The sequence below is a fragment of the Limosilactobacillus panis genome (assembly GCF_019797825.1).
Lineage (GTDB): Bacteria > Bacillota > Bacilli > Lactobacillales > Lactobacillaceae > Limosilactobacillus > Limosilactobacillus panis_A.
On sequence record NZ_CP081855.1, the window covers coordinates 756,564 to 780,708 of the forward strand.

Below are 24,145 nucleotides of genomic sequence, written 5' to 3' on the forward strand. Positions count from 1 at the left end.
CCACCAGCGAGGGCCCGGAGGTGTGAAGGCCTGATCACCGGTTCACGAATGTAGCTCGGGAGCTGATGAGCTGAACCAATAGTAAGCGCATCCGGTTCATTACCGTTACCTAATGTTGAGTGGAGCAGTCGATTGGACTGTTCAATTTAGGTGGTACCGCGAGCTAATCGTCCTATCTGTTTGATAGGGCGATTTTTTATTTAGGTCAATTTAATTGATTTTATTTTATGAAGCATGAAGGGAGCGATTGTACGATGAACACTGAAAAAGAGATGTCAACTAAGTATGATCCCGCAGCAGTCGAAAAGGGCCGCTACCAATGGTGGATTGATCAGGGCCTGTTCAAGCCGAGTGGTGATAAGAAGGCCCACCCATATTCAATTGTTATTCCGCCGCCGAACGTAACTGGTAAGTTGCACCTGGGCCACGCCTGGGATACCACCCTGCAGGATATCCTTATTCGTCAAAAGCGGATGCAGGGTTACGATGTTCTATGGATTCCGGGGATGGACCACGCAGGGATTGCTACCCAGGCGAAGGTCGAAGCCCGCTTGCAGAAGCAGGGAATTTCCCGTTATGACCTTGGTCGGGAAAAGTTCGTTCAACAGGTTTGGGACTGGAAGGACGAATACGCCGACATCATTCATAAGCAATGGGCAAAGATGGGAATTTCCGTCGACTATGATCGAGAACGCTTTACCCTTGATAAGGGGTTGAACAAGGCGGTGCGGAAGGTCTTCGTTGACCTCTACAAGAAAGGCCTCATTTACCGGGGAACTTACATTATCAACTGGGACCCACAAGCACGGACGGCCCTTTCTGATATCGAAGTCATTCACAAGGATGATAAGGGTGCCTTTTACCACGTTAAGTATCCATTTACTGATGGCACTACCTTCAACGGTAAGGACTATATTGAAATTGCCACTACCCGACCAGAAACCATGTTTGGTGATGAAGCGGTTGCCGTTAATCCAAATGACGACCGTTACAAGGAATTAGTCGGCAAGAAAGTCATGGTACCGCTCGTTAACCGGGAAATCGAGATCATCGCTGATGACTACGTAACGCCGGACTTCGGAACTGGGATGGTTAAGATCACACCGGCTCACGACCCGAACGACTTTAAGGTTGGTAAGCGGCACAACTTGCCGGAATTGAACACCATGAACGAAGACGCTTCGATGAACGAGAACGCCGGTAAGTACAAGGGAATGGACCGCTTTGAGGCCCGGAAAGCCATTGTTGCTGACTTGAAGGACCAGGGCTACATGTTAAAGGTAGTCCCAATTGTCCACTCCGTTGGTCACTCCGAACGGACCGGGGTCCAAGTGGAGGCCCGGCTTTCGACCCAGTGGTTTGTCAAGATGAAGCCACTTGCTGAAATGGCATTGAAGAACCAAAAGACGGCCGACCGGGTCAACTTCATTCCGGAACGGTTCGAACACACCTTCACCCAGTGGATGGAAAATATTCATGACTGGGTTATTTCCCGGCAACTCTGGTGGGGTCACCGGATTCCTGCTTGGTACAACAAGCAGACTGGGGAAGTCTACGTTGGAATGGAAGCACCAAAGGATGCGGAAAACTGGGAGCAAGACAAGGATGTCCTTGATACTTGGTTCTCTAGTGCCCTATGGCCATTCTCCACGATGGGCTGGCCGGATACCGATTCCGCGGACTTTAAGCGCTACTTCCCAACTAATACCCTGGTTACCGGTTACGACATCATCTTCTTCTGGGTTTCGCGGATGATCTTCCAGTCACTTGAATTTACTGGTCGGGCACCGTTCAAGAACGTCTTGTTACACGGTTTGATTCGTGATGAGCAGGGACGGAAGATGAGTAAGTCTTTGGGGAACGGGATTGACCCAATGGACGTCATCAAGAAGTACGGGGTCGATGCCTTACGGTGGTTCCTCATCAATGGTTCCACGCCGGGTCAAGACATTCGTTTCTCTTACACCAAGATGGACGCTGCCTGGAACTTTATCAACAAGATTTGGAACGCCAGCCGATATGTCATCATGAATCTGGGCGAAATGCCGGCACCAGTCCTGCCCGCACAGGATAAATGGGACCTGGCCGACCGCTGGATCTTAAGCCGGTTAAACGCCACGGTCAAGCAGGTTACCGAAATGTCCGAGAAGTTTGAATTCGGTGAAGTCGGCCGGGCCCTTTACAACTTTATCTGGAATGATTTCTGTGACTGGTACATTGAAATGACCAAGGAAAAGTTGAATAACGGGACGGACGAGGAAAAGACGAATACCAAGAACATCCTGGGTTATGTCCTGGACCAAACCTTGAAGCTCTTGCACCCAATCATGCCGTTTGTTACTGAAAAGCTGTGGCTATCAATGCCGCACACGGGTAAGTCAATCATGGTCGCACCATACCCAACGGTTAACGCTGACCTTGATGATGAGGACGCCACGGAACAGATGGACAGCTTGATTGAAATGATCAAGGCGGTGCGGAGTATCAGAAACGAGGCCAACGCCCCAATGTCTAAACCGGTGGACATCCTGGTTAAGACCAAGAACGACCACCTGAAGGGGATGCTGGAGAATAACCGTGACTACATCGACCGCTTCTGTCATCCGGCTGAGTTGCAAATTGGTGCCGATGTGGTCGCACCAAAGCTGGCCATGTCAAGTATCCTTGCCGGCGCGGAAGTCTTCATCCCAATGGCCGAACTGGTGGACCTGGATGAAGAAAAGGCGAAGATGCAAAAAGAAATTGCCAAGTTGGAGAAGGAAGTCAACCGTTCTTCAAAGAAGCTTGGTAACAAGAAGTTTGTTGAAAACGCACCTGAAAAGGTTGTTGAAGCTGAGAAGCAAAAGGCCGTTGAATGGCAGCAAAAACTGGCCGCTGCTAAGGACCGGCTTGCTTCCCTCGAAAATGCATAGTGTAATTTAGAAAGAGGGTCCTTAGTATCCGGAATTACCGGACACGGGGGCTCTTTGTTTAGCTAAGGGGATGGAAAGATGATTTCAACTTATGAAGAGGCTCTGAACTTCATTCACGGGCGGACCAAGTTTAAAAAGGTGCCGACACTAAAACGAATGCGTCGGTTTCTCGATGAACTTGGTAACCCCCAAAAAGGACTGAAGTATATTCACGTGACGGGGACCAATGGTAAGGGGTCGACAGTAGCAATGCTGCGGTCGATGCTGTTGGCGAGTGGCCTGAGCGTCGGCAGCTTTACGTCCCCGTTCATCACCCGGTTCAATGAACGCATCGAATACAACGCCCAGCAGATAAGTGACGCCGATTTAGTCCGGTTAACCAACCGGGTCAGCAAGGTTGTCGCTAAGTTGGACCAGGAGCTTCCCATGGGGGGACCAACCGAGTTTGAGATCGATACTGCCATCATGTTTTGCTACATGGCAGAAAAGCAGCCGGACGTTGTCTTGCTGGAGGTCGGAATTGGCGGCCTGTTTGATTCCACAAACGTCATTGTCCCGGCAGTCAGTGTCATTACTACGGTTGGCTGGGACCATATGAAGTACCTCGGCAACACCCTTAAAGAGATTGCCCAGCAAAAGGCGGGAATCATCAAGGACCATGTTCCGGTGGTGATTGGGAAGTTGCCATCAAGCGCGGAGGCGGCAATTATCGAGGATGCGGCTGGTAAAAAGGCCCCCCTCTATAAGCTGGGAACTGACTTTACTATCCAGAAGGCTGATGACCACCACTTTTTTGCTAAGGTTGATTACCAGGGACTCCAGCTTCGCCACCTTAAGTGTCAACTCGGTCTCGGGGGCGACTACCAGGTAGAAAATGCCGCGATTGCTATTACTGCTCTTCAACTTTTCATGAAAGAGCAGGTCTCACCGCTTGACCGGTCCGCCGTCATTAAGGGACTGACAACGGTTAACTGGCCGGGGAGACTGGAGGTAGTTAATCCCCAGCCCCTGGTCCTCTTGGATGGGGCCCACAACCTTCCCGGAATTCAGGCCCTGGTTAAAACAATCCAGGGTGACTTCGCCGGTCGGGATGTCTACCTTTTGGTCGCAATTTTAGCTGACAAACAGTACGAGCTGATGATGGGCGAGTTAGCGAGTCTCGGCAATGTCCATATTACCGTCACCAACTTTGCGGGCCCCGGTCCCAAGCGGCCGAGTGCGGACTTGGCGGCGGTCGCGAAGAAGATTAAAAGCCGGTACCCAATTAAGGTTACCAAAGAGTGGCCACTTGCCTTTCAGCAGGTCGCACAAGGGCTCAGTGAGGATGACGTGATGATTGTTACGGGGTCGCTCTACTTTATTTCTGAAGTTCGGCACTTATTTAGTGACAATTAGTTCCCTTTCCGTATTTATTCAGTAAGACACTTAAGGAGCTGAGTAGATATGTTAGAAGTAATACACAATGACCATTACTTAGACCTGTTGGCGAAGGGGATTTGTGCCAATACGCCGGAACGCAATCAGGAACTCGTGATGAAGTTTTGGGAGATGTTTCCAACGTTAACGAGCATCAAAAATATGACTGATGATGAGCGGCGGGCGGTCCTATCCTGGGGACCAGAGATGCGATGCTTACTTGCAGCGATGGAGCTTGGTCAGCTGGTACTAAAAGGGCACCGTGAAATTTTGGGCCACGCCTATTCCAGCATGGCTTTAGGACGGGAAATGATTGACTACTTTTTGGGTGAGGACCAGGAAGGGGTCACTCTGGCGTGTACTGATGTCCACAATGAGATCATTGACTTGAAGACCCTTTTTGTCGGTGGGCAGAGCGAGTGTGTATTATACCCCGACCGGATCTTCAGCTATGCCCTACGGCGGTCGGCTAGTGGAATTATCATGATCCACAACCACCCGTCTGGGGATGTGCACCCGTCCGCACAGGACCTAGCATTTGCAAAACGGCTTGACCGGGGGAGCCGCTTGTTAGGACTCCGTCTGCTTGACTTCATAATTGTTGGACGGGACCGTTACTACAGTTGGCGGGAAAAGCAGCAGGTTCATCCCTAAAAGTAAAGAAAAGGTAAATATGTGAACTAAAATTGTGCCCGGGAAGGCTAATAATGTATATTAAAGTTCGTATGTGACGCGTGGCTATGGTATAATATCCACGATATTGATTAAAATTGATTATTAGTCTAAAAACGAAGGGAAGAAGCAGATTGCTAGGAATCGGAACCAAAAATCTTGGAATCGATCTGGGAACCGCCAACACGATTGTCTACCTCGAAGGTAAGGGCATCGTTCTCCGTGAACCATCAGTTGTCGCTCGGAATACTAAAACAAACGAAGTGATTTCAGTTGGTAGCGACGCACGGGACATGATTGGCCGGACGCCAGAGAGTATCGTTGCTATTCGTCCAATGAAGGACGGTGTAATTGCTGACTACGACACGACCGTGGCAATGATGAAGTACTACATCAACAAGGCGCTGGGGAACAGTAACGGCAAACCTTACGTCATGGTATGTGTTCCAAGTGGTATCACTGAAGTTGAAAAGCGGGCAGTTATTGACGCTACCCGTGTTGCTGGTGCCCGGGATGCTTATGTCATCGAAGAACCATTTGCGGCCGCAATTGGTGCGGGCCTGCCGGTCATGGATCCTACCGGGAGTATGGTTGTTGACATTGGTGGGGGAACCACAGATGTTGCTACCATTTCCTTAGGAGGCATTGTCTCAAGTCGTTCCATCCGGATGGCTGGTGACAAGATGAATAATGCCATCGTCCAATACGTACGGCAAAATATGAACCTCTTGATTGGGGAAAGAACAGCAGAAAAACTTAAGTGGGATGTTGGTTCTGCCTCCGTTACGGCAGCTGAAGAAATGGGAACGACCGATGTTCGTGGTCGGGACCTGGTAACCGGGTTGCCAAAGACGATGCAGGTTTCTGCTAAGGATGTTTCGACCGCCTTGCAAGACGTTGTTGAAAACATCATCAACGCTATTAAGGGGACCCTGGAAGAAACATCACCAGAAATTGCTGCTGATGTTATCGACCACGGGATTGTCTTAACCGGTGGCGGTGCCCTTCTGAAGAACTTGCCAGACGTAATTGCTGATGCTACTAAAGTACCAGTATTTATTGCCAATGACCCGTTAGACTGTGTAGCTATCGGGACAGGGGAGTCCTTGAAGAGTATCGATGTTATGAAGAAAAAGTAAGAAAAGAGAAATGAGTATTGACTAGCTGCATATTGCAGCGGAAAATACGTATCATTAGAATTGGCTAGTGATAGGCGGGGCTGGTCGCAAAACGATTTGTTTTGTCTAGCCCCCTTTTATTATCTTGCCTATAATGGAGGATTATCATGCACAAGTTTTTTTCCAATCGTCAGTTGGTTATCATTGTGATAATTCTGGTCGTTTGCTTTGGCTTGATGGCAGGGTCGATTTCATTGCGGAATCGGCGGAACACGCCACCGTTGATTCAACAATTCGGTAATGACATTGTCGGCTTCGCAGATAGTGCAGTCGCCTTGCCGGTTAATTGGTTGCAGACCAGTTTCAGTTCCGTTAATGACTTGATGAATACTTATTCGGAAAATCGGGAGTTAAAACAACAAGTGACCGAACTGGCCCAGACAAAGGTGCGGGACCAAACCCTTGCTCACGAGAACAAACAGTTAAAACAGGAATTGAAACTTGGTAAATCAATGACGGATTATGATACGGTCACGGCCGCCGTTTTGATGCGGACACCATCTTCTTGGCAGCAACAGTTAGTTATCAACAAGGGACAGTCAAGTGGAATTAAAAAGAACATGCCGGTAATGAGTGACGGGGGCTTAATTGGTCGGATCATTGAAGTTAATAAGACCAACAGCAAAGTTGAGTTGCTGAGTGATACCAATGAGGCTTCCAGCCGGTTTGCCATTTCCATTGGCAATAAGGGGGACCAAGTTGTCAATGGAATCGTTACCGGCTATAACGCAAACCGCAATGAAATAATAATGGGACAGGTCAGCTCAAAGGCAAAAATCAAGGTCGGTACCAAAGTGATTACCAGCGGAATGGGTGGTATCACCCCCAAGGGTCTCTATGTTGGTAAGGTATCACGGATTGGCAAAGACGATTATGGCCTGGCGCAAAAGGTTTACATTACCCCTGCAGCTAACTTTAACGACATTAACATTGTTACGGTTGCAGAGAGTGCTTCTCAGGAGTGACCGTTTATGTATCGATTATCACGATTAAAATACGTTTTCCCGCTCGGCCTATTTGTAAGTCTCTTTCTTGATGGGGCTTTGAGTCACGTCTGGGCGCCCCTGTTTTTCCGGTACCCATATTCGATGATGAGTGAGTTGGCTTTGCTGTGGTTAGTATTGGCCTATTTCTTTGAAAATGGGATTGATATTCCGCTAATTCCTTTTGCCATTGCGGCGGGAGTAGTTGCCGATATGTACTCTTCTGGGATCTTAGGCTTATACATGGTTCTTTATCCATGCATTGTCGCTTTGACCCAGCTTCTGGCAAAGTATTTCAGTGGGTCATTTTTATCAATGATTATGATTTTCTTTGTTGACGTCGTTGCGTTTGCTACGATTAACTACTGGGCCTACTACATGGTAGGAGTCACAAATACTAATTTTGGTGACTTCTTGGCCTTTTCTTTGGCGCCTACACTGGCCCTCAACCTGGTTTACTTTGTGGTTTTATACTGGCCGATTCAGTCCTTATTCAATTGGGCAACGACTGAAAATAAAGTTTAATTACCCTTGACAAAGGAGAAAAGTGATTGTAGTATACTAACAATCAATCAAGCGAATGACAATGAACAGACTAGTAAAGCATCTTTAATAGCTAAGCGAGTTCCGGTTGATGGGAAGGAACCTATTAAAATACTTGAATCACATCTGTGAGTTGACCTTCTGAAACCAAAGTAGGAAGGTCCGGGGTCGCCCGTTACAGCACAGAGTTTATTTATTGAACTCACTGAGGCCAGCTTTTGCGAGAAAGTTGGTAAGATGAGGTGGAACCGCGGAAACGCCCTCGTAGCCATTATGGCTCGGGGGTGTTTTTTGTTTAGCGGGGTTCAACAAATGAACTTAGTGAGGTAGTTGCTGTGAGGCAACTACGAAATGAGGTGGCACCACGAATGATTCGTCCTCTAGAATTACCTGCTTGGTAGTTCTAGAGGATTTTTTGTTTAGTGCCGTTTGCGACAGTGGAGAAGGAGGAATTATAATATGTCTTTGCACTACGTTTCAGAAATTTTACCATCACTATTCCAGGGGGCGTCGTTAACCCTCCAGATCTTCTTTTGGACGCTAATTGGTTCGTTACCACTGGGAATCCTAGTTAGTTTGGGGCTGATCTCCAAAATCAAGCCTTTGAAATGGATTCTGGAAATTTACGTTTGGCTGATGCGGGGGACACCACTGCTGCTACAGTTGATCTTTGTTTTCTACGGTTTACCAATCATTGGGATCGTCTTCCAACGTTATGACGCGGCCCTGGTTGCCTTCATCCTTAACTACGCGGCCTACTTTGCAGAAATCTTCCGCGGTGGTTTTCAAGCAATTGACGAGGGTCAGTTTGAAGCTGCCCGGGTGCTGCGGTTAAGTTACTGGCAGACCCTTCGTAAGATTGTAATCCCCCAAGTGGTCAAGATCGTTATCCCATCAATTGGGAACGAAGTCATCAACCTGGTTAAGGATTCTTCATTAGTTTACGTCATCGGGCTTGGCGACTTACTACGGGCCGGAAACGTTGCAACGTCAAGGGACGTCACCCTTGTCCCACTATTGCTGGTTGGTCTGATTTACTTGATTTTAGTTGGCATTTGCACGTTGGTATTGCGGAAAGTTGAACAGCGATACGCATACTTCAAGTAGGAGGGGTCGAATATGTTAGAAGTTAAAAATTTACGAAAGAGTTTTGGCAGTCGGGTAATTCTCGACAACGTCAACCTGACAGTTAAGGATGGCGAGATCTTAAGTATTGTTGGTCCCTCTGGGGCGGGGAAAACAACCCTGCTCCGATGCATTACCGGTTTGGAAACGGCGGATAGTGGCCAGTTCCTAATCGATGGGCAGCCATTTGACCCCCAGGGAACGGCGGAATCAGACCGGGTGATTGGCGTTGTCTTCCAAGACTATAACCTGTTTCCTAACTTGTCCGTGATGGAAAATATTACCCTGGCGCCGGTGATGGTCCTGAAGAAGGATAAGGCGACTGCACAAAAGATTGCTAAGAATTTGTTAGATGAGCTGGGCTTGGACGATAAGGGCGACCTTTACCCCTACCAGCTATCCGGGGGACAAAAGCAACGGGTGGCAATTGCCCGGGCCCTGGCGATGAAGCCGAAAATCCTCTGCTATGATGAACCAACCTCCGCTTTGGACCCGACGATGCGGCAAGAAGTTGCGAAGATTATCCTAGGCCTGAAAAAGGACGGGATGACCCAATTGGTTGTTACCCACGATTTTGACTTTGCCAATAAGATTGCCGATGACATTTTGAAAGTAAAGGCCTTGGATGACTCATTCAAGCAGGTGCAAGACCTTGACCAGGAAAAGAATTAGGAAATAGAGAGGAAGAAGCATATGAAGAAGGTTAAAACAATCTGGTTGCTGATGCTTCTCATTGTTCCGCTGTTTCTTCTCGGCGGTTGTGAAAGTGTAACAACACGGGCCAATACGCAGGACACCTGGTCACGAATCCAGCGACGAAAAAGGGTTGTCATTGGGCTAGACGATAGCTTTGTCCCGATGGGTTACCGGCAAAAGAACGGTAAGCTGGTTGGCTATGATATTGACCTTGCTAAGGCGGTATTTAAGCAGTACGGAATTAAGGCAGACTTTCAGACGATTGACTGGTCAATGAAAGAGACCGAGTTGAAGAACGGTACCATCGATCTTTTATGGAACGGCTATTCGATTAATTCCAGCCGAGAAAAGAAGGTTGCATTTAGTCGCCCGTACCTTGCTAACCGCCAGGTCCTGGTTACCAAGCGTAGTAGTCACATCAATGGCCTGAGCGGAATGACCGGTAAGGCCCTCGGTGTCCAGAATGGTTCAACCGGGGCGGCGGTTTTGGATGAGAAGCCACGGCTGTTAAAGGATAAGATAAAGGGGAAGAGTGCGGTCCTGTACGATACTTTCCCGGACGCCTTCATTGACCTGAACGCCAACCGAATTCAAGGAATCCTCATGGATGAGGTTTACGCAGACTACTATGTTCAACACCAAAAGAACAGGAACGCCTACAAGGTATACGTCAGCAAGAAGTTGCCGGTAGAATACTTCGGCGTTGGGATGCGGAAGGGTGACAAGACCCTCCGTAATAAGATCAACCGGGGGCTGGGAAACCTGCAAAAGGATGGCCAGTTACGGAAGATTAATGAAAAGTGGTTTGGACGAGACAGTAATTTCTTAGGGCCAGACAATTATCGGCAGTAACGAAATCGGCGCTTGGCACAAGGTGATTCATCTTGTGCGGGGGCCTTTTTTATTAGTGCTGACTTCGTTTGTAATTTGTGGCCATTTAACGTATCATTATTCAGTATGCAAACGAGCTTTAATAAAGGGGGAACGATACTCGTGCATTATAATCTCGCTCGTGGGGTTAACCTTGACGTTATCCCGACGAAACAGTTTAAGGCAAATCAGATTCTCATTAATTTTACGACGCCCCAGACGCACACTAATGCCACCGCCCGTAGCCTCGTGGCCAACGTGCTGGAGACAAGTAGCAAGAAGTACCCGACTCAGACGGCCCTTGCCCGTCGCCTCGCCCAACAGTATGGGACATACATCAGCATGGGGGTTGGCCGGGTTGGCCTACTTCACACGGTTCGCTTGAAGGCCGGCTTTATTAATGACCAGTTGGCCCACACTAACCTGTTCGACCAGGTGATCGCCCTAATCCGTGAAATTTTATTTAACCCCCTAGCATCCGATGGGGCCTTTGACCAAGCAACCTTTGCGCGGCAGGCCCATAACCTGGGTGCCACCATCAACAGCTACTATGATGACAAGCAATTTTGGGCAGCCCGTCGCTTGCTGGACCTTTACTACGCCGATGATTCGGTAATGCAAACACCGAGTTTCGGTAAGGCTAGTGAGATTGCTGGGCTGACGGCGCAAAACCTCTACCCGGTTTACCAGTCAATGATTGAGGATGACCGGGTTGATATCTTGATCATTGGGGACCTTGACGAACAGGAGGTTATCAGGGCCATCCAGCAGCTGCCATTTAACGATCGTCAAATTGACCTCGGTCAGATTATTTATGACCAGCGTCCTTATCGCCAAATCCAGCGTCAGGTTGAGTATCAGCAGCTGAGCCAGGCCAAGCTAAATCTTGGTTACCAGCTACCGATTCATTATGGGCACGCCCTGTATTACGCCGGCCTGGTATTTAACGGCCTTTTCGGGGGCAGCCCGTACTCAAAGTTGTTTACAAATGTTCGTGAAAAGGCAAGTCTTGCTTACTATGCCTCAAGTCGGTTGATGCCTTTCAATGGTTTACTGACGGTACAAACGGGGATTAAGTCTAGCGACGCCCGCCGGGTTGAGGAACTGATCAATGCGCAACTCAAAGAGGTTCAAGAAGATAATTATAGTGACCAACGACTCAACGAAGTTAAAGCGGGGCTCATCAACCAGTACCGTTCCGGTAATGACCTTGCCGGTAACCTCCTGGAGCGCCAACTAGTTCGCAACCTCCTGGGTGTTCAGCAGGCCGATATTCCGGCAGCGTTTAACGCCGTTACCCGGGCAGAAATCCAACGGGTCGCCCGGTCACTGAAGCAACAAGCAGTATATTTATTAAGTGGTGAAAATTAAGTTATATGGAAAAGTATTTTTATCAAGACTTTAATCGGTCAACCTACCACCAGCAGTTAGCAAACGGGTTAAACGTTGTCCTAATGCCGATGCCTGGTTTTAACAAAACCTACGCAATGATGACGACCAACTTCGGCTCAATTGATAACTGTTTTGTCCCTTATAGTGGTCAGGAACCCATCCACGTTCCCGATGGGGTGGCACATTTTCTTGAACATAAGCTTTTTGAAAAGAAGGATTACGACGCCTTTGACCTGTTCGGCAAACTCGGCGCGGACTCGAACGCTTTTACGAGCTTTACCCAGACTAGTTACCTATTCTCCACGACTAGCCACCTCCATGAAAACATTGATATTCTCCTCGACTTTGTTCAGCAGCCCTACTTTACTGCCCAGACGGTCCAAAAAGAGCAGGGGATTATCGGCCAGGAGATTCAGATGTATGATGATGATCCAAACTGGCGACTTTACCTGGGGATGTTGGGCAACCTTTACCCCCATGACCCGATGCACATTGACATTGCCGGGACCGTGGAGTCCATTAGTAAAATTACACCGGAAATCTTGATGGAGAATTACCGGACTTTCTACCAGCCCAGCAACATGACCTTACTACTGGTTGGTAACTTAGATCCGGAGGAGACGATTAAGTGGGTAGTGGCTAACCAGGAGAAAAAGGACTTTGCTCCCCAGGAAAAGCCGGACCGGCGGTTTAAACTCAACGACCCGACCGGTAAGGATGTAATTCCCTTTCGTTCCTTAACGATGAATGTTAACCGGCCTAAGGTGATGGTCGGCATTCGCGGGCTGAAATCCTTTGACGATGGGCGGGCCCGGTTAAAGTATAAGCTGGCGGTTGACCTACTTTTGGATGTCCTGCTGGATGACACGTCCGATAACTATTTGCGCCTCTATGATGAAGGGGTTATTGACGACTCGTTTAGCTATAACCTGGACATGCAAAGGGCGTTTTACTTCGCGTACTTCAGCACGAATACGGACCAGACGGAGAAGTTTGCCGATGAGGTCATGCGGATTCTGGAGGACGCCGACCAGCAGGTTGACCAGGCCGCAGCACGTTTTGAAGGGGTCAAACGGGGTGAATTGGGACGACTGATTGGCCTGCTCGATTCACCGGAGGAAATTGGCAACCGTTATGCCGGTCGGTTATTTGATGGGGCTAACGTGATGGATGAGGTCCGAATAATGCGGGCAATTACCCTTGACGATTTAAAGGCGGCCGCTGCTGACTTCATTAATCCAGATGGCATGTCGGTTTACCAAATCATGCCCCAGCACCAATAATATATTTTTCTTAACTTTTACATTTGGACCATCATGATATAATGTCCAATGAGGTAAAAACTGTTTTTAATTGGAGATAAGATAATGAGTGAAAATGACAGCAAACAACAAGTAAAAATTGGTAAAAAGCTGCAGAGTGCTCGTCAAGCAAAGGGTTACACACTAGATGACCTGCAGCAAATTACTAAAATTCAAAAGCGGTACTTAATTGCGATTGAAGACGAAAAATTTGATGAACTGCCAGGCGACTTCTACGTCCGTGCATTCATCAAGCAGTATGCTAATACTGTGGGGTTAAACGGCGATGAATTGCTTCGTGAATATGACGATGACCTGCCAAAGACAAAGACGGCCGAATACTCTGACCATATTTCGCAAGCCGTCGAAACGCGGGCCAGCCAGCGCAAAACCGTCAGTAACGGTGTTAGCAAGGCGCGCCAGTATTTGCCGACCGTCATTATTGCCTGTGTGATTATTGTTGTCCTCGCGGCAATCTGGGTAACCGCCATTGCTCGTAGTCACCGTGATAACTCAACGCGGATTGACAACAGCTCAGTTTCCGTTTCCGGCGAAAGTAAGAAACACTCTTCTTCCGTTAAGAAGAAGGCGGCACCAAAGAAGACCAGTGCGTCGATTAAGCTTAAAGAAACTAGTCGGACCGCAACGAGTGTTGTCTATAACGCTAATAAGCTGAAGAGCAAGGTTAACCTGCAGTTCCAGACTAACGCTAGCTCAGTTGTCCGGGTTTTGGATAATAACAATACCGTTCTGAACCGGACATTAAACACTAACGGGAAGGCTAGTGTTGCCGTTAACCGCGATACGAACTCCTTAGTGATTACCGTTACTAACCCCGCAGCTACTAAGATCAAGATTGGGAATCAAACAATTAACTTTACTAACAGTGGCCGTAACCAAAATGTCCGGACGATTACGATTAACTTTGGTAAGCAATCAACGAGCAGTAGTTCGTCAAGTACGGCTAGCCGGACTGGTAGTGTGGTAACAAATAACCGGACGACTAACACGACTAGTACTGGTGCCTCATCAGTCAATACTGGCAACCGTCAACAGCAAACAACTAATGCGGCACCGGCAACGACCCGGTCAACAACGAACACTACGACTAGACAGCCCCAGCAGCCGGCAGCCACTACGACAACGACCACGCGTTAAAATTATGGAGGAATAAAATTGAATTTACCTAATAAGTTAACTGTTGTCCGTTTGATAATTATCCCGTTTTTCCTGTTGTTGATGGTCCTGCCCCTTTCCTGGGGGAGCGTCACATTTTTGGGAGCAACAATACCGTTGGCGCAGTTAATTGCGGCAATCCTCTTTATTGCGGCGACAATTACTGATAACCTGGACGGCCGGATTGCCAGAAAGAACCACCTGGTTACTAACTTTGGAAAGTTCACCGATCCCTTGGCTGACAAGCTCCTGGTAATGACTGCCTTTATTGTCTTAACAGGGAACCAGGTCGTCCCTGCCTGGGTAACGTCAATCATCATCTGGCGAGAACTTGCGGTTACGGGTCTCCGATTGTTGCTGGTTGAACAGGACGGAATAGTCTTGGCCGCTAAGATGCCGGGGAAAATCAAGACGACCACCCAATTTATAGCAATTATCTTCTTGCTCTTAAATAACGTGATTTTTGCTATTTGGAATATCCCGTTTGGTCAAATCATGCTCTACATCTGCTTGTTCTTCACCGTTTACTCGGGTGTTGATTACTTCATCCAGGGGCGGGATGTCTTTTCTGACGGATTTAAATAAACGTATTTTTGGAGGTGACTGGGGAAGTGATTCTTTCTCCAGTCCCTTTTTTGATTCATGCTGTTTGACAATTATTGGTGAGAAAGCAACCCGCTTGCGTATTTAATATTTAGGAGGTTAAAAAATGAATGCCGAGATTATTTCTGTGGGAACGGAACTGGTACTGGGGCAAGTTGTCAACACGAATGTCCCCCTATTAGCTAAGACACTGGCAAAACTTGATATTGCTGCTCCATACCAGGTGACAATCAAGGATGAGCGCCAGCAAATTGAAGACGCAATTGAGGCGGCCTGGCGTCGGGCCGACTTGATCTTTGTATGTGGGGGCCTAGGACCAACGGCTGACGATGTGACGCTAAAAAGTACTGCAGCTGCCCTTAATACGAGTCTGACGACGGATCAAAAACACTGGCAGTGGATTAAGCAGGTCTTTAAGAGACGGCAGATTAAGTTGCTTAATGAAAATATTCAGCAGGCCCGTTACTTAACCGGTGGCCAGCCGCTGGCAAATCCTGCTGGTCTAGCGTTAGGTAGCTGGTACTCAACTGATGGCCGTGTCGTGGTAGTTTTGCCCGGGCCACCGGCAGAGTTTAAGGCGATGCTGGAAAAGAGCGTTGAACCGCGCCTGGTTGCAACCTTTGGTAGCGGTCAGCGGATTGCTAGCCGGACGATGAATTTTCTTGGTCGGCCGGAATCGACCCTGATGGAAGAAATTGGCGAAGCAACAAAGAAGTTTAGCCAGGTTACCGTGACTTCCTATGTCCAGCCGAGTCGGATTCAGGTCCGATTGACAGTTCCTGATTTATCTGCCAGTGAAGCCGAGCGGGTGTTGGGGGCAACGGCGGACGCTATCCTGAAAGTTGATCGCCAATACTTCTTCGGCTTTGGTGATAATTGTTCGTTGGTCAACCAAGTTGTCAGTCTCCTCAAAAAACAGGGGAAAACGATTACGGGGGCGGAGAGTCTGACTGGGGGGATGTTCCAAAGCACAATCTGTTCCGTTCCCGGCGCATCGAATGTCTTTAACGGGGGCTTTGTTACTTATGCAGCTAGTGCTAAGGAGAAATTGCTCGGCATTGCATCGGAAATCATCAACCAACACGGGGTTGTTAGTGCTGAAACGGCCCAGGCAATGGCCGAAAATAGTCGGGAAAAGCTTGATGCGGACTTTGGACTGGCCTTCACGGGCGTTGCTGGCCCCGATGCGCTTGAAGGCCAAGTAGCAGGAACGGTTTGGCTCGGCCTGGCGGTTCGGGGGCAACAAACGCAAACCAAGCTTTTGCACCTACCTGAATACAGTGGCCGGCAGGAGATTCGAAATCTTAGTGTTCAGTACGGACTACAGATGATTTACCAACAGTTACGAGAATAATCGAACCGCTGTTCGCATTTTTCTTGTTTTTTAGCCCAAAAACTGGTATTGTTAATTGACAGATAAGACCTTGTAAAGGAGGAATTTAATTTGGCAGACCAGCGTAAGGCAGCATTGGATGTTGCACTGAAAAAAATTGAAAAGAACTTTGGAAAAGGTTCAATCATGCGCATGGGTGATGCCGCCGACATGAAGATTGCCACAATCTCTAGTGGCTCTTTAGCCATTGATAAGGCCCTTGGTGTTGGTGGTTACCCCCGTGGTCGAATTGTTGAAATCTACGGTCCCGAAAGTTCGGGGAAGACAACGGTTGCTCTGCACGCGGTGGCGGAAGTCCAGCGGCAGGGGGGCACGGCAGCTTACATTGATGCCGAGAATGCCCTTGACCCACAATACGCCGAAGCATTGGGTGTTGATGTAGATAACCTATTATTGTCACAACCAGATACCGGTGAAGAGGGGTTAGCAATTGCGGATGCTCTGATTGCCAGTGGGGCGGTTGACTTGGTCGTTATTGACTCGGTTGCGGCCCTTGTTCCCCAGGCTGAAATTGACGGTGATATGGGAGATGCCCATGTCGGCTTGCAGGCACGGTTAATGTCACAAGCCCTGCGGAAACTGTCGGGTGAGATTAACAAGACGAAGACAATTGCAATCTTCATCAACCAAATCCGTGAAAAGGTCGGCGTAATGTTTGGTAATCCGGAAACGACAACTGGTGGACGGGCCCTGAAGTTCTACTCCACCATCCGGATGGAGATTCGGCGTGCCGAACAGATTAAGAACGGGACAGACGTTATTGGTAACAAAGCCCGAGTAAAGATCGTTAAGAACAAGGTTGCGCCCCCGTTCAAGCGGTGCGAAGTTGATATTATGTACGGTGAAGGGATTTCCAAGACCGGGGAACTCCTCGACATGGCCGTAGAAAAGGACCTTGTCAACAAGAGTGGTGCATGGTACTCATACGGCAACGAGCGGATTGGTCAGGGACGTGAAAACGCCAAAAAGTGGCTAGCAGACCACCCAGAAAGTATGAATAAACTTATGAATAAGGTCCGGGTTGCTTACGGAATGAAGCCACTGGATGATCAGAATACTGATGGTGAGGATACTAAGGGCTCTAACCAGCAGGAAACAATTGAAAAAGCCAGTAAAAACTAACTAGGACCAGTAAGCAGTTGGCAAACTAGTTAGAACGCGCGAATTTAAGTGGCTGAGAGAAAACGATATTTTCTCGCTAGCCACTTTTGCTTTCTAGAGAATGCAACCTGGTTACGGGGAAATGTATGTCATGTAGTAAGTTGGCTGAATACGAACTACGACTGCTACTTTCGGTGTCAATCAGCGTTTTAAGTTTGGCATCCCGGCTGGCATGAAACTTATTTTTTGACGGCTTATTAATGTTAAGTAGTTGACAATTACTCTTCTGCAAGCTTAAAATTTATTCTGTGTGGTGTAATTTTTGCACGACACGGTGAAATTAATTAACCAACCAACAACAAAATAGTTGAAGCGGGGGTGAAATAGTGCAGTTATTAATTTTCGCCGCGCTTTCTATGGTTGTCGGTCTTATTATTGGCTATATTGTTCGTAAAGCCAGTTATGAAAAGAAGCTGGCGGCAGCACACCAGACTGCTGAAGAAATTATTTCTACAGCCAAGACGAAAGCGGAAACGGCGAAAAAGGAATCAATCCTGGAAGCAAAGGACGAGAGTCACCGCTACCGTGAAAGCGTTGAAAATGAACTAAAGCAACGACGGAACGAAATCCAACGGCAAGAAGACCGCTTGCTCCAGCGTGAGACCAGCCTTGACCATAAGGATATCGCCTTGGAAAAGCGGGAGACCGCACTTGGCAACCGAGAACACAAGGTTGACCAGTTGACGGAAAAACTTCACCGTCAACAACAGGCCGCCGACGATTTAGTCGACCAACGGCAGGTGGAATTGGAAAAAGTTGCGCAAATGTCTCACGACGATGCCAAGCAACAACTCTTGGATGAGATGAAGGATAAGTTGAAGACTGAACGTGAGGTCATGATTAGGGACAGTGAACAGCAGGCAGAGATGACTGCTGACCGGAACGCTAAGAAACTGATTGTGGAAGCAATTCAGCGGAGCGCTGCGGATGTTGTGTCTGAGGCGACAGTTTCAGTCGTCAACTTGCCAAATGATGACATGAAGGGCCGGATAATCGGTCGGGAAGGCCGGAACATCCGGACTCTAGAAACCTTAACCGGGATTGACTTGATCATTGATGATACTCCGGAAGCAGTGGTCCTCAGTGGTTTTGATCCTGTCCGGCGTGAAATTGCCAAGATTGCATTGGAAAAGCTAATTCAGGATGGCCGGATTCATCCAGCACGGATTGAAGAGGCGGTTGAAAAGGCGCAAAAGCAGATGGATAGCCAGCTTCGGGAGACTGGTGAGCAGGCCCTCTTTGACCTCGGAATCCATTCGATGCATCCGGACCTGATTAAAACGGTTGGCCGGATGAAGTACCGGACCAGTTACGGTCAGAATGTCCTGGACCACTCGATTGAAGTTGCTAAACTTGCGGGAATTATGGCAAGTGAGCTTGGTGAGGATGCTGCCCTTGCCAAACGGGCCGGACTCCTTCACGATATTGGAAAAGCAATTGACCACGAAGTCGATGGCTCCCACGTTGAGTTGGGGGTCGAGTTAGCCCGGAAGTATAAGGAAAACAAGGTTGTAATCAATACGATTGCATCCCACCACGGTGATGTTCCAGCGGGTTCAGTAATTGCGGTCCTTGTTCAAGCCGCCGATGCTATTTCTGGTGCCCGGCCAGGAGCACGGAGCGAGTCCCTGGAGCAATATATCCAGCGGTTGAAGAAGCTGGAAGGCATAGCTAATAGTTATGACGGTGTCGACCATAGTTTTGCAATTCAAGCTGGTCGTGAATTACGGGTAATTGTTAAGCCTAAGAAAATCTCGGACCTTCAGGCAACGACTTTGGCCCACGATATTAAGCAGAAAATTGAACAGCAACTAGAATATCCTGGTCACATCAAGGTGACCGTTATTCGTGAAGTACGGGCAATTGATTATGCTAAATAGGGCTGTACCCGTTATGCAGACTGAAAAGAGGTTGTGGACTTTCCCCAGCCTCTTTTGAGTTTAAAATAAGGGCAGTTTGTCTGCGGATGCTTGCACTGGTCAGGGTCAAAAAATATAATTAGACTGTGTGAATATGAACGAACGAGTAAAATACATTAATGAGGTGAACCTTTGTGGTCAAAAAATTAACACCGATGATGGAGCAGTACCAAAAAGTGAAGGACCAGTACCCGGACGCCTTCCTTTTTTACCGTCTCGGGGACTTTTACGAGCTTTTTAACGATGATGCGGTTAAGGGAGCCCAGCTATTAGAATTAACGCTGACCACCCGGAACCACAGCGCGAAGAACCCGATCCCCATGTGCGGGGTCCCGCACCGGGCGGTTGACAGTTATGTTGATATCTTAATTGACAAGGGTTATAAGGTGGCCATTTGTGAACAAATGGAGGACCCTAAGAAGGCTAAGGGAATGGTAAAACGGGCCGTAACCCGGCTGGTGACTCCTGGAACCCAGATGGATTTGAACGGTGACCAGGCCCGTAATAATAACTACCTGACGGCAATTAGCAAAAAAGATGGTCAGTTTAGCCTGGCCTATACGGACCTTTCGACGGGGGAGCTGAAGACGACCACCTTTGATAGCGTCAACGGGGTCCTCAACGAGTTGATCAATTTGCAGAGTAAGGAAGTTGTCAGCGCTGGTGAACTACCGGATGAACTGCTCGCAGCTTTCAAGAAGCGCCACATTCTCTTGTCCAAACAGGAAGAAATCCTCAAACAATCGGAGATCAGTTATCTGATTCAGGACCTTCAGGATGCGGGGCAGAAATACGTTGTCAGCCTCCTCGTGTCTTACTTGCTAACAACCCAAAAGCGGTCGCTTGCGCACATGCAACGAGCAATTTCCTACCGTGCGAACGCCTTCATGAAGATTGACCACTATTCCAAAACTAACCTGGAATTAATGACGAATATGCGTAGCGGGAAGCGTCAGGGGACCCTGTCGTGGCTACTTGACGAAACGAAGACTGCCATGGGGAGCCGACTTTTGAAACAGTGGATTGACCGTCCATTAATTGACCCCCAGGAAATTGCTAAACGGCAGGATAAGGTTGAGGAACTGTTAAACCACTACTTTGAGCGGAGCAATATCCAGCAGGAACTAATCAAGGTTTATGACCTTGAACGGCTTGCCGGTCGGGTTGCTTATGGGAGTGTCAATGGTCGGGATTTGATTCAGCTAAAGACTTCTTTACAGCAGGTCCCCAAGATTAAATATGTCCTTGAAACCTTGGATTTGCCGGTCTTTGAAAATTTGACCACCCGTTTGGACCCTTTGAGTGATATCGCCGGTCTGATTGATCAGGCGATTGTGGAAGAACCACCAATTGCGGTTACTGACGGTGGAGTGATTAAGGATGGTTATAACGAGCAACTTGATAAATACCGGGACGCCATGAATAATGGCAAGCAGTGGATTGCCGATTTGCAGACTCAAGAACGGCAAATTACCGGTATTAATAACCTGAAGATTGGGTATAACCATGTCTTCGGCTACTATATCGAAGTCACCAAGGTTAACCTTGATAAGATTCCGCGAGACCGTTACGAGCGTAAACAGACCTTGGTTAATGCTGAACGATTCTCAACCCCAGAATTAAAAGAAAAGGAAGCCCTCATCTTAGGCGCTCAAGAGAAGTCGGTAGCCCTGGAATACGATCTTTTTGTCAAAATTCGTGAACAGGTCAAGGGGCAGATCAAGCGGCTCCAGAAACTCGCCAGGGCTCTTTCTGAGTTGGACGTCTTACAGAGCTTTGCGGTTGTTAGTGAAGACTACCACTTTGTTCGCCCACAGATGAACACTGGCCATAATTTGCAGATTAAGGATGGCCGTCACCCAGTCGTTGAAAAGTTTATGGGGCACCAGGAGTACGTACCCAACGACGTTAAAATGGATGACAAGACGGACGTTTTACTCATTACGGGCCCTAATATGTCCGGGAAGAGCACCTACATGCGCCAGTTGGCGTTAACTGCGGTAATGGCCCAGATTGGTTGCTTCGTGCCCGCTAGCCGGGCAGAATTACCAATCTTTGACCAGATTTTTACCCGGATTGGGGCGGCTGATGACCTAATCTCCGGGGAAAGTACCTTCATGGTGGAAATGATGGAAGCTAATAATGCCCTCAGTCACGCGACCGACCGCAGCCTAATCCTCTTCGATGAGATTGGCCGGGGGACCGCTACCTACGATGGGATGGCCCTCGCTCAGGCAATTATTGAATACCTGCATGAGCGCGTTCGCGCCAAGACCCTCTTTTCGACCCACTACCATGAATTGACTAGTTTGGAAAAGACCCTGCCACGGTTAAAGAACGTCCATGTTGGGGCAACCGAGAAAAATGGTGAGCTTGTCTTCTTGCATAAGGTTAGTGCGGGCCCGGCTGATAAATCATACGGGATCCACGTTGCCAAGCTTGCGGGTATGCCACCAACTTTGTTGAACCGTGCCGATGAGATTCTGAAGGGGCTAGAACACCAGGATGTTCAGTTGACGGTTAAAAAGGCCGATCATAAAGGCCAGGTCAAGGAAGCCCCAGCCCAAGAAAACCCCGTGGCACCAGCGGTAGAAGCTAATGGTCAGCTAGAGCTTTTCCAACCGCAACCTACCCGTAAAACTAATAGCAAGGGGCAAAAGATTCTTCACCAGTTAAAGGAACTGAACTTGATGGGGATGACGCCGATGGAAGTTATGAACCAGCTCTATGAGTGGCAGCAAAAGCTAAAGTGAGGTGGATAAAATGGGCCAGATTCACGAATTAAATAGTGTCTTAGCGGACCAGATTGCTGCCGGGGAGGTCATTGAACGCCCGGCCTCAATTGTTAAGGAACTAGTTGAAAACTCACTGGATGCCGACAGCAAGCGGATTGACATTATTGTTGAAAACGCCGGTCTCGATAGTATCCGGGTGATCGATGACGGAATTGGAATCGCAAAAGATGACGTGCCGCTGGCCTTTCGGCGGCACGCTACCAGTAAAATCAGCAGCCGCAAGGACCTCTTTCGCGTGCAGACGATGGGCTTTCGTGGTGAGGCATTGCCCAGCATTGCTTCGGTAGCAGACGTTGAATTAACAACCGCCCAGGAAGGGGAAAATGCGGGGGCGATGATCCACATCCGGGGTGGGGAAACGCTCGCTAATAAGCCTGCCCCAGCCCGGCGGGGAACGGACGTCCGGGTTACCGACCTCTTTTACAACACGCCCGCCCGCTTAAAGTATCTAAAGTCTCCCCATACTGAACTAGCCCGAATTACTGACATTATCAACCGACTGGCGCTGGCAAATTCCGGCGTGGCCTTCAGTTTTACCCATAACGGAAAGGAAATTTTTCGTTCTGCCGGCAACGGGAACCTCCAACAGGTAGTTGCTGCAATCTATGGTATTCAGGCCGGAAGAAAGATGCTACCAATCAGTGGGGAAGATGATGACTTTAAGGTGACGGGCTATGTCTCCCTTCCGGAGCTGACCCGGGCTTCACGCCAGTACATCACCATTACAATTAACCACCGCTATATTCGGAATTTTGAACTCACCAAGGCAATTATTCAGGGATACGAATCAAAGCTGATGGTGGGGCGTTATCCAGTTGTGGTTGTTAACGTTGATTTAGATCCAGTCCTCGTCGATGTCAACGTTCACCCCGCTAAACGGGAGGTACGTCTTAGTAAGGAGCCCCAACTCACCAAACTGATTTCACAAACAATTCGTAACCGGATTGCGACCGAGAATCTGATTCCCGATGTCGACGCCCAGGCCTTCACGCCGCCAGTCAAAGACGTGGTTAGTGATTTGCAGCGCCGCTTAAAAGAGGCCGCCCATCCCTACAACGTTACCCAACCGCGATCGACAAGTACGGCTACTGTTTCGCAACCTGCCCTCCGCGAGGAAGCGCCCAGTATGGATGATGGTAAGGCTGCGGTTGCCCATGCCGAAGATACCGATGGGGAAGTTAGCGCCCCGGTGATCATTCATAAGGCCGGAGAATTAAATTCCGCTCCAATGAGGGAGTTTGATGCGCGCTACCAAAACGAAGGTGCAGCCGTCCCATTTGGTGAAACCGACCCGCAACCCCAACCGACACCGTCAGCTAAGGCCGAAAACATGGAACTGGACGTTCACGATAAGAGTGACCGAGCACAGGGACGCTTTCCCGACCTTCAGTATATTGGTCAGCTTCAGGGGACTTTTCTATTAGCTCAGGCTAGTGACGGTCTCTACATTGTGGACCAGCACGCAGCCCAGGAACGGATCAACTACGAGCGGTACCGAAAGGAGATTGGTCAGGTGAGTCCGGACCAGCAGACGTTCCTGGTCCCCCTGGTCTTGAACTATTCAACGGTCGATGCGATGAGCATCAATAACCACATTGACCTTTTGGCTAGTGTCGGTCTCCACCTGGAATCCTTTGGTCAGAACAGCTTCATTCTTCGCTCCCACCCGACCTGGTTTAAGGAGGGGCAAGAAGAGGATACGGTCAAGGAAATGATTGACTGGTTGCTCAAGGATGGGAAGTTAACGGTTCGTCAATTCCGTATGAAGACGGCGATCATGATGAGCTGTAAGCGGGCCATTAAGGCTAACCACCACTTGGATGACCGGGAAGCGCGGGCCCTATTAAGGCGCTTGCCCCAGTGCGAGAATCCCTTCAACTGCCCCCATGGTCGGCCAGTGACGGTTCACTTCAATGACCGGGACTTAGAGAAGATGTTTAAACGAATTCAGGAATCGCACGTTCCGTATGCGGATGATTTTGATGATCACGACTTTTAACTAAAGGAGAA

Annotated in this window: 18 protein-coding genes and 2 other annotated features (1 of these 20 running past the window's edge); all 18 genes read left to right on the plus strand. The window is 48.6% G+C overall.

Annotated features, from left to right (window positions below):
• Positions 1–178 (plus strand) — a binding site (T-box leader); it begins 38 nt to the left of the window's first position.
• A 76-nt stretch (positions 179–254) separates the two neighbouring features.
• The 18 genes from KZE55_RS03525 (at position 255) to mutL (ending at position 24,134) form a co-directional block, all read left to right on the plus strand.
• Positions 255–2,912 carry a valine--tRNA ligase gene (locus tag KZE55_RS03525; RefSeq protein WP_222259330.1) on the plus strand — a complete coding sequence of 886 codons (2,658 nt, stop codon included), beginning with the start codon at positions 255–257 and terminating at the stop codon, positions 2,910–2,912.
• A 78-nt stretch (positions 2,913–2,990) separates the two neighbouring features.
• The gene (locus tag KZE55_RS03530) at positions 2,991–4,307 is read left to right on the plus strand and encodes a bifunctional folylpolyglutamate synthase/dihydrofolate synthase (protein ID WP_222259332.1); all 1,317 of its coding nucleotides are present in this window, start codon (positions 2,991–2,993) and stop codon (positions 4,305–4,307) included.
• A gap of 48 nt (positions 4,308–4,355) precedes the next feature.
• Positions 4,356–4,982, plus strand: coding sequence for a JAB domain-containing protein (locus KZE55_RS03535; RefSeq protein WP_047769778.1), 627 nt, complete (start codon positions 4,356–4,358; stop codon positions 4,980–4,982).
• Between the two features lie 152 nt (positions 4,983–5,134).
• Positions 5,135–6,139, plus strand: coding sequence for a rod shape-determining protein (locus KZE55_RS03540; protein WP_222259334.1), 1,005 nt, complete (start codon positions 5,135–5,137; stop codon positions 6,137–6,139).
• A gap of 146 nt (positions 6,140–6,285) precedes the next feature.
• Positions 6,286–7,143, plus strand: coding sequence for a rod shape-determining protein MreC (mreC, locus tag KZE55_RS03545; protein ID WP_222259336.1), 858 nt, complete (start codon positions 6,286–6,288; stop codon positions 7,141–7,143).
• 6 nt (positions 7,144–7,149) lie between these two features.
• Positions 7,150–7,686 (plus strand): rod shape-determining protein MreD, encoded by a 537-nt coding sequence (mreD, locus tag KZE55_RS03550; RefSeq protein WP_056962133.1) that lies wholly within the window; start codon positions 7,150–7,152, stop codon positions 7,684–7,686.
• Between the two features lie 52 nt (positions 7,687–7,738).
• Positions 7,739–8,088: a binding site (T-box leader), on the plus strand.
• A 75-nt stretch (positions 8,089–8,163) separates the two neighbouring features.
• Positions 8,164–8,811, plus strand: a complete 648-nt coding sequence (locus KZE55_RS03555; protein ID WP_047769770.1) for an amino acid ABC transporter permease — start codon at positions 8,164–8,166, stop codon at positions 8,809–8,811.
• A gap of 12 nt (positions 8,812–8,823) precedes the next feature.
• Complete coding sequence (locus KZE55_RS03560) at positions 8,824–9,501, plus strand: amino acid ABC transporter ATP-binding protein (protein ID WP_047769768.1); 678 nt, start codon at positions 8,824–8,826, stop codon at positions 9,499–9,501.
• A gap of 21 nt (positions 9,502–9,522) precedes the next feature.
• Positions 9,523–10,377, plus strand: a complete 855-nt coding sequence (locus KZE55_RS03565; RefSeq protein WP_222259338.1) for an amino acid ABC transporter substrate-binding protein — start codon at positions 9,523–9,525, stop codon at positions 10,375–10,377.
• 141 nt (positions 10,378–10,518) lie between these two features.
• Positions 10,519–11,766 carry an EF-P 5-aminopentanol modification-associated protein YfmF gene (gene yfmF, locus KZE55_RS03570; protein ID WP_222259340.1) on the plus strand — a complete coding sequence of 416 codons (1,248 nt, stop codon included), beginning with the start codon at positions 10,519–10,521 and terminating at the stop codon, positions 11,764–11,766.
• 5 nt (positions 11,767–11,771) lie between these two features.
• A complete protein-coding gene (gene yfmH / locus KZE55_RS03575) occupies positions 11,772–13,070 on the plus strand; it encodes an EF-P 5-aminopentanol modification-associated protein YfmH (RefSeq protein WP_222259342.1) in 1,299 nt (432 codons plus the stop codon).
• 84 nt (positions 13,071–13,154) lie between these two features.
• The gene (locus KZE55_RS03580) at positions 13,155–14,246 is read left to right on the plus strand and encodes a helix-turn-helix domain-containing protein (protein ID WP_222259344.1); all 1,092 of its coding nucleotides are present in this window, start codon (positions 13,155–13,157) and stop codon (positions 14,244–14,246) included.
• Positions 14,247–14,264: 18 nt separating this feature from the next.
• The gene (gene pgsA / locus KZE55_RS03585) at positions 14,265–14,849 is read left to right on the plus strand and encodes a CDP-diacylglycerol--glycerol-3-phosphate 3-phosphatidyltransferase (RefSeq protein ID WP_222259346.1); all 585 of its coding nucleotides are present in this window, start codon (positions 14,265–14,267) and stop codon (positions 14,847–14,849) included.
• 124 nt (positions 14,850–14,973) lie between these two features.
• Positions 14,974–16,221: a competence/damage-inducible protein A gene (locus KZE55_RS03590; RefSeq protein WP_222259348.1), complete on the plus strand. Its 1,248-nt coding sequence runs from the start codon at positions 14,974–14,976 to the stop codon at positions 16,219–16,221.
• Between the two features lie 90 nt (positions 16,222–16,311).
• Positions 16,312–17,382: a recombinase RecA gene (recA, locus tag KZE55_RS03595; protein WP_047769753.1), complete on the plus strand. Its 1,071-nt coding sequence runs from the start codon at positions 16,312–16,314 to the stop codon at positions 17,380–17,382.
• A gap of 395 nt (positions 17,383–17,777) precedes the next feature.
• Positions 17,778–19,301 (plus strand): ribonuclease Y, encoded by a 1,524-nt coding sequence (gene rny, locus KZE55_RS03600; protein ID WP_396442468.1) that lies wholly within the window; start codon positions 17,778–17,780, stop codon positions 19,299–19,301.
• Between the two features lie 173 nt (positions 19,302–19,474).
• Positions 19,475–22,093 (plus strand): DNA mismatch repair protein MutS, encoded by a 2,619-nt coding sequence (gene mutS / locus KZE55_RS03605; RefSeq protein ID WP_222259352.1) that lies wholly within the window; start codon positions 19,475–19,477, stop codon positions 22,091–22,093.
• A gap of 10 nt (positions 22,094–22,103) precedes the next feature.
• A complete protein-coding gene (gene mutL / locus KZE55_RS03610; RefSeq protein WP_222259354.1) occupies positions 22,104–24,134 on the plus strand; it encodes a DNA mismatch repair endonuclease MutL in 2,031 nt (676 codons plus the stop codon).
• The last annotated feature ends 11 nt before the right edge of the window (positions 24,135–24,145 follow it).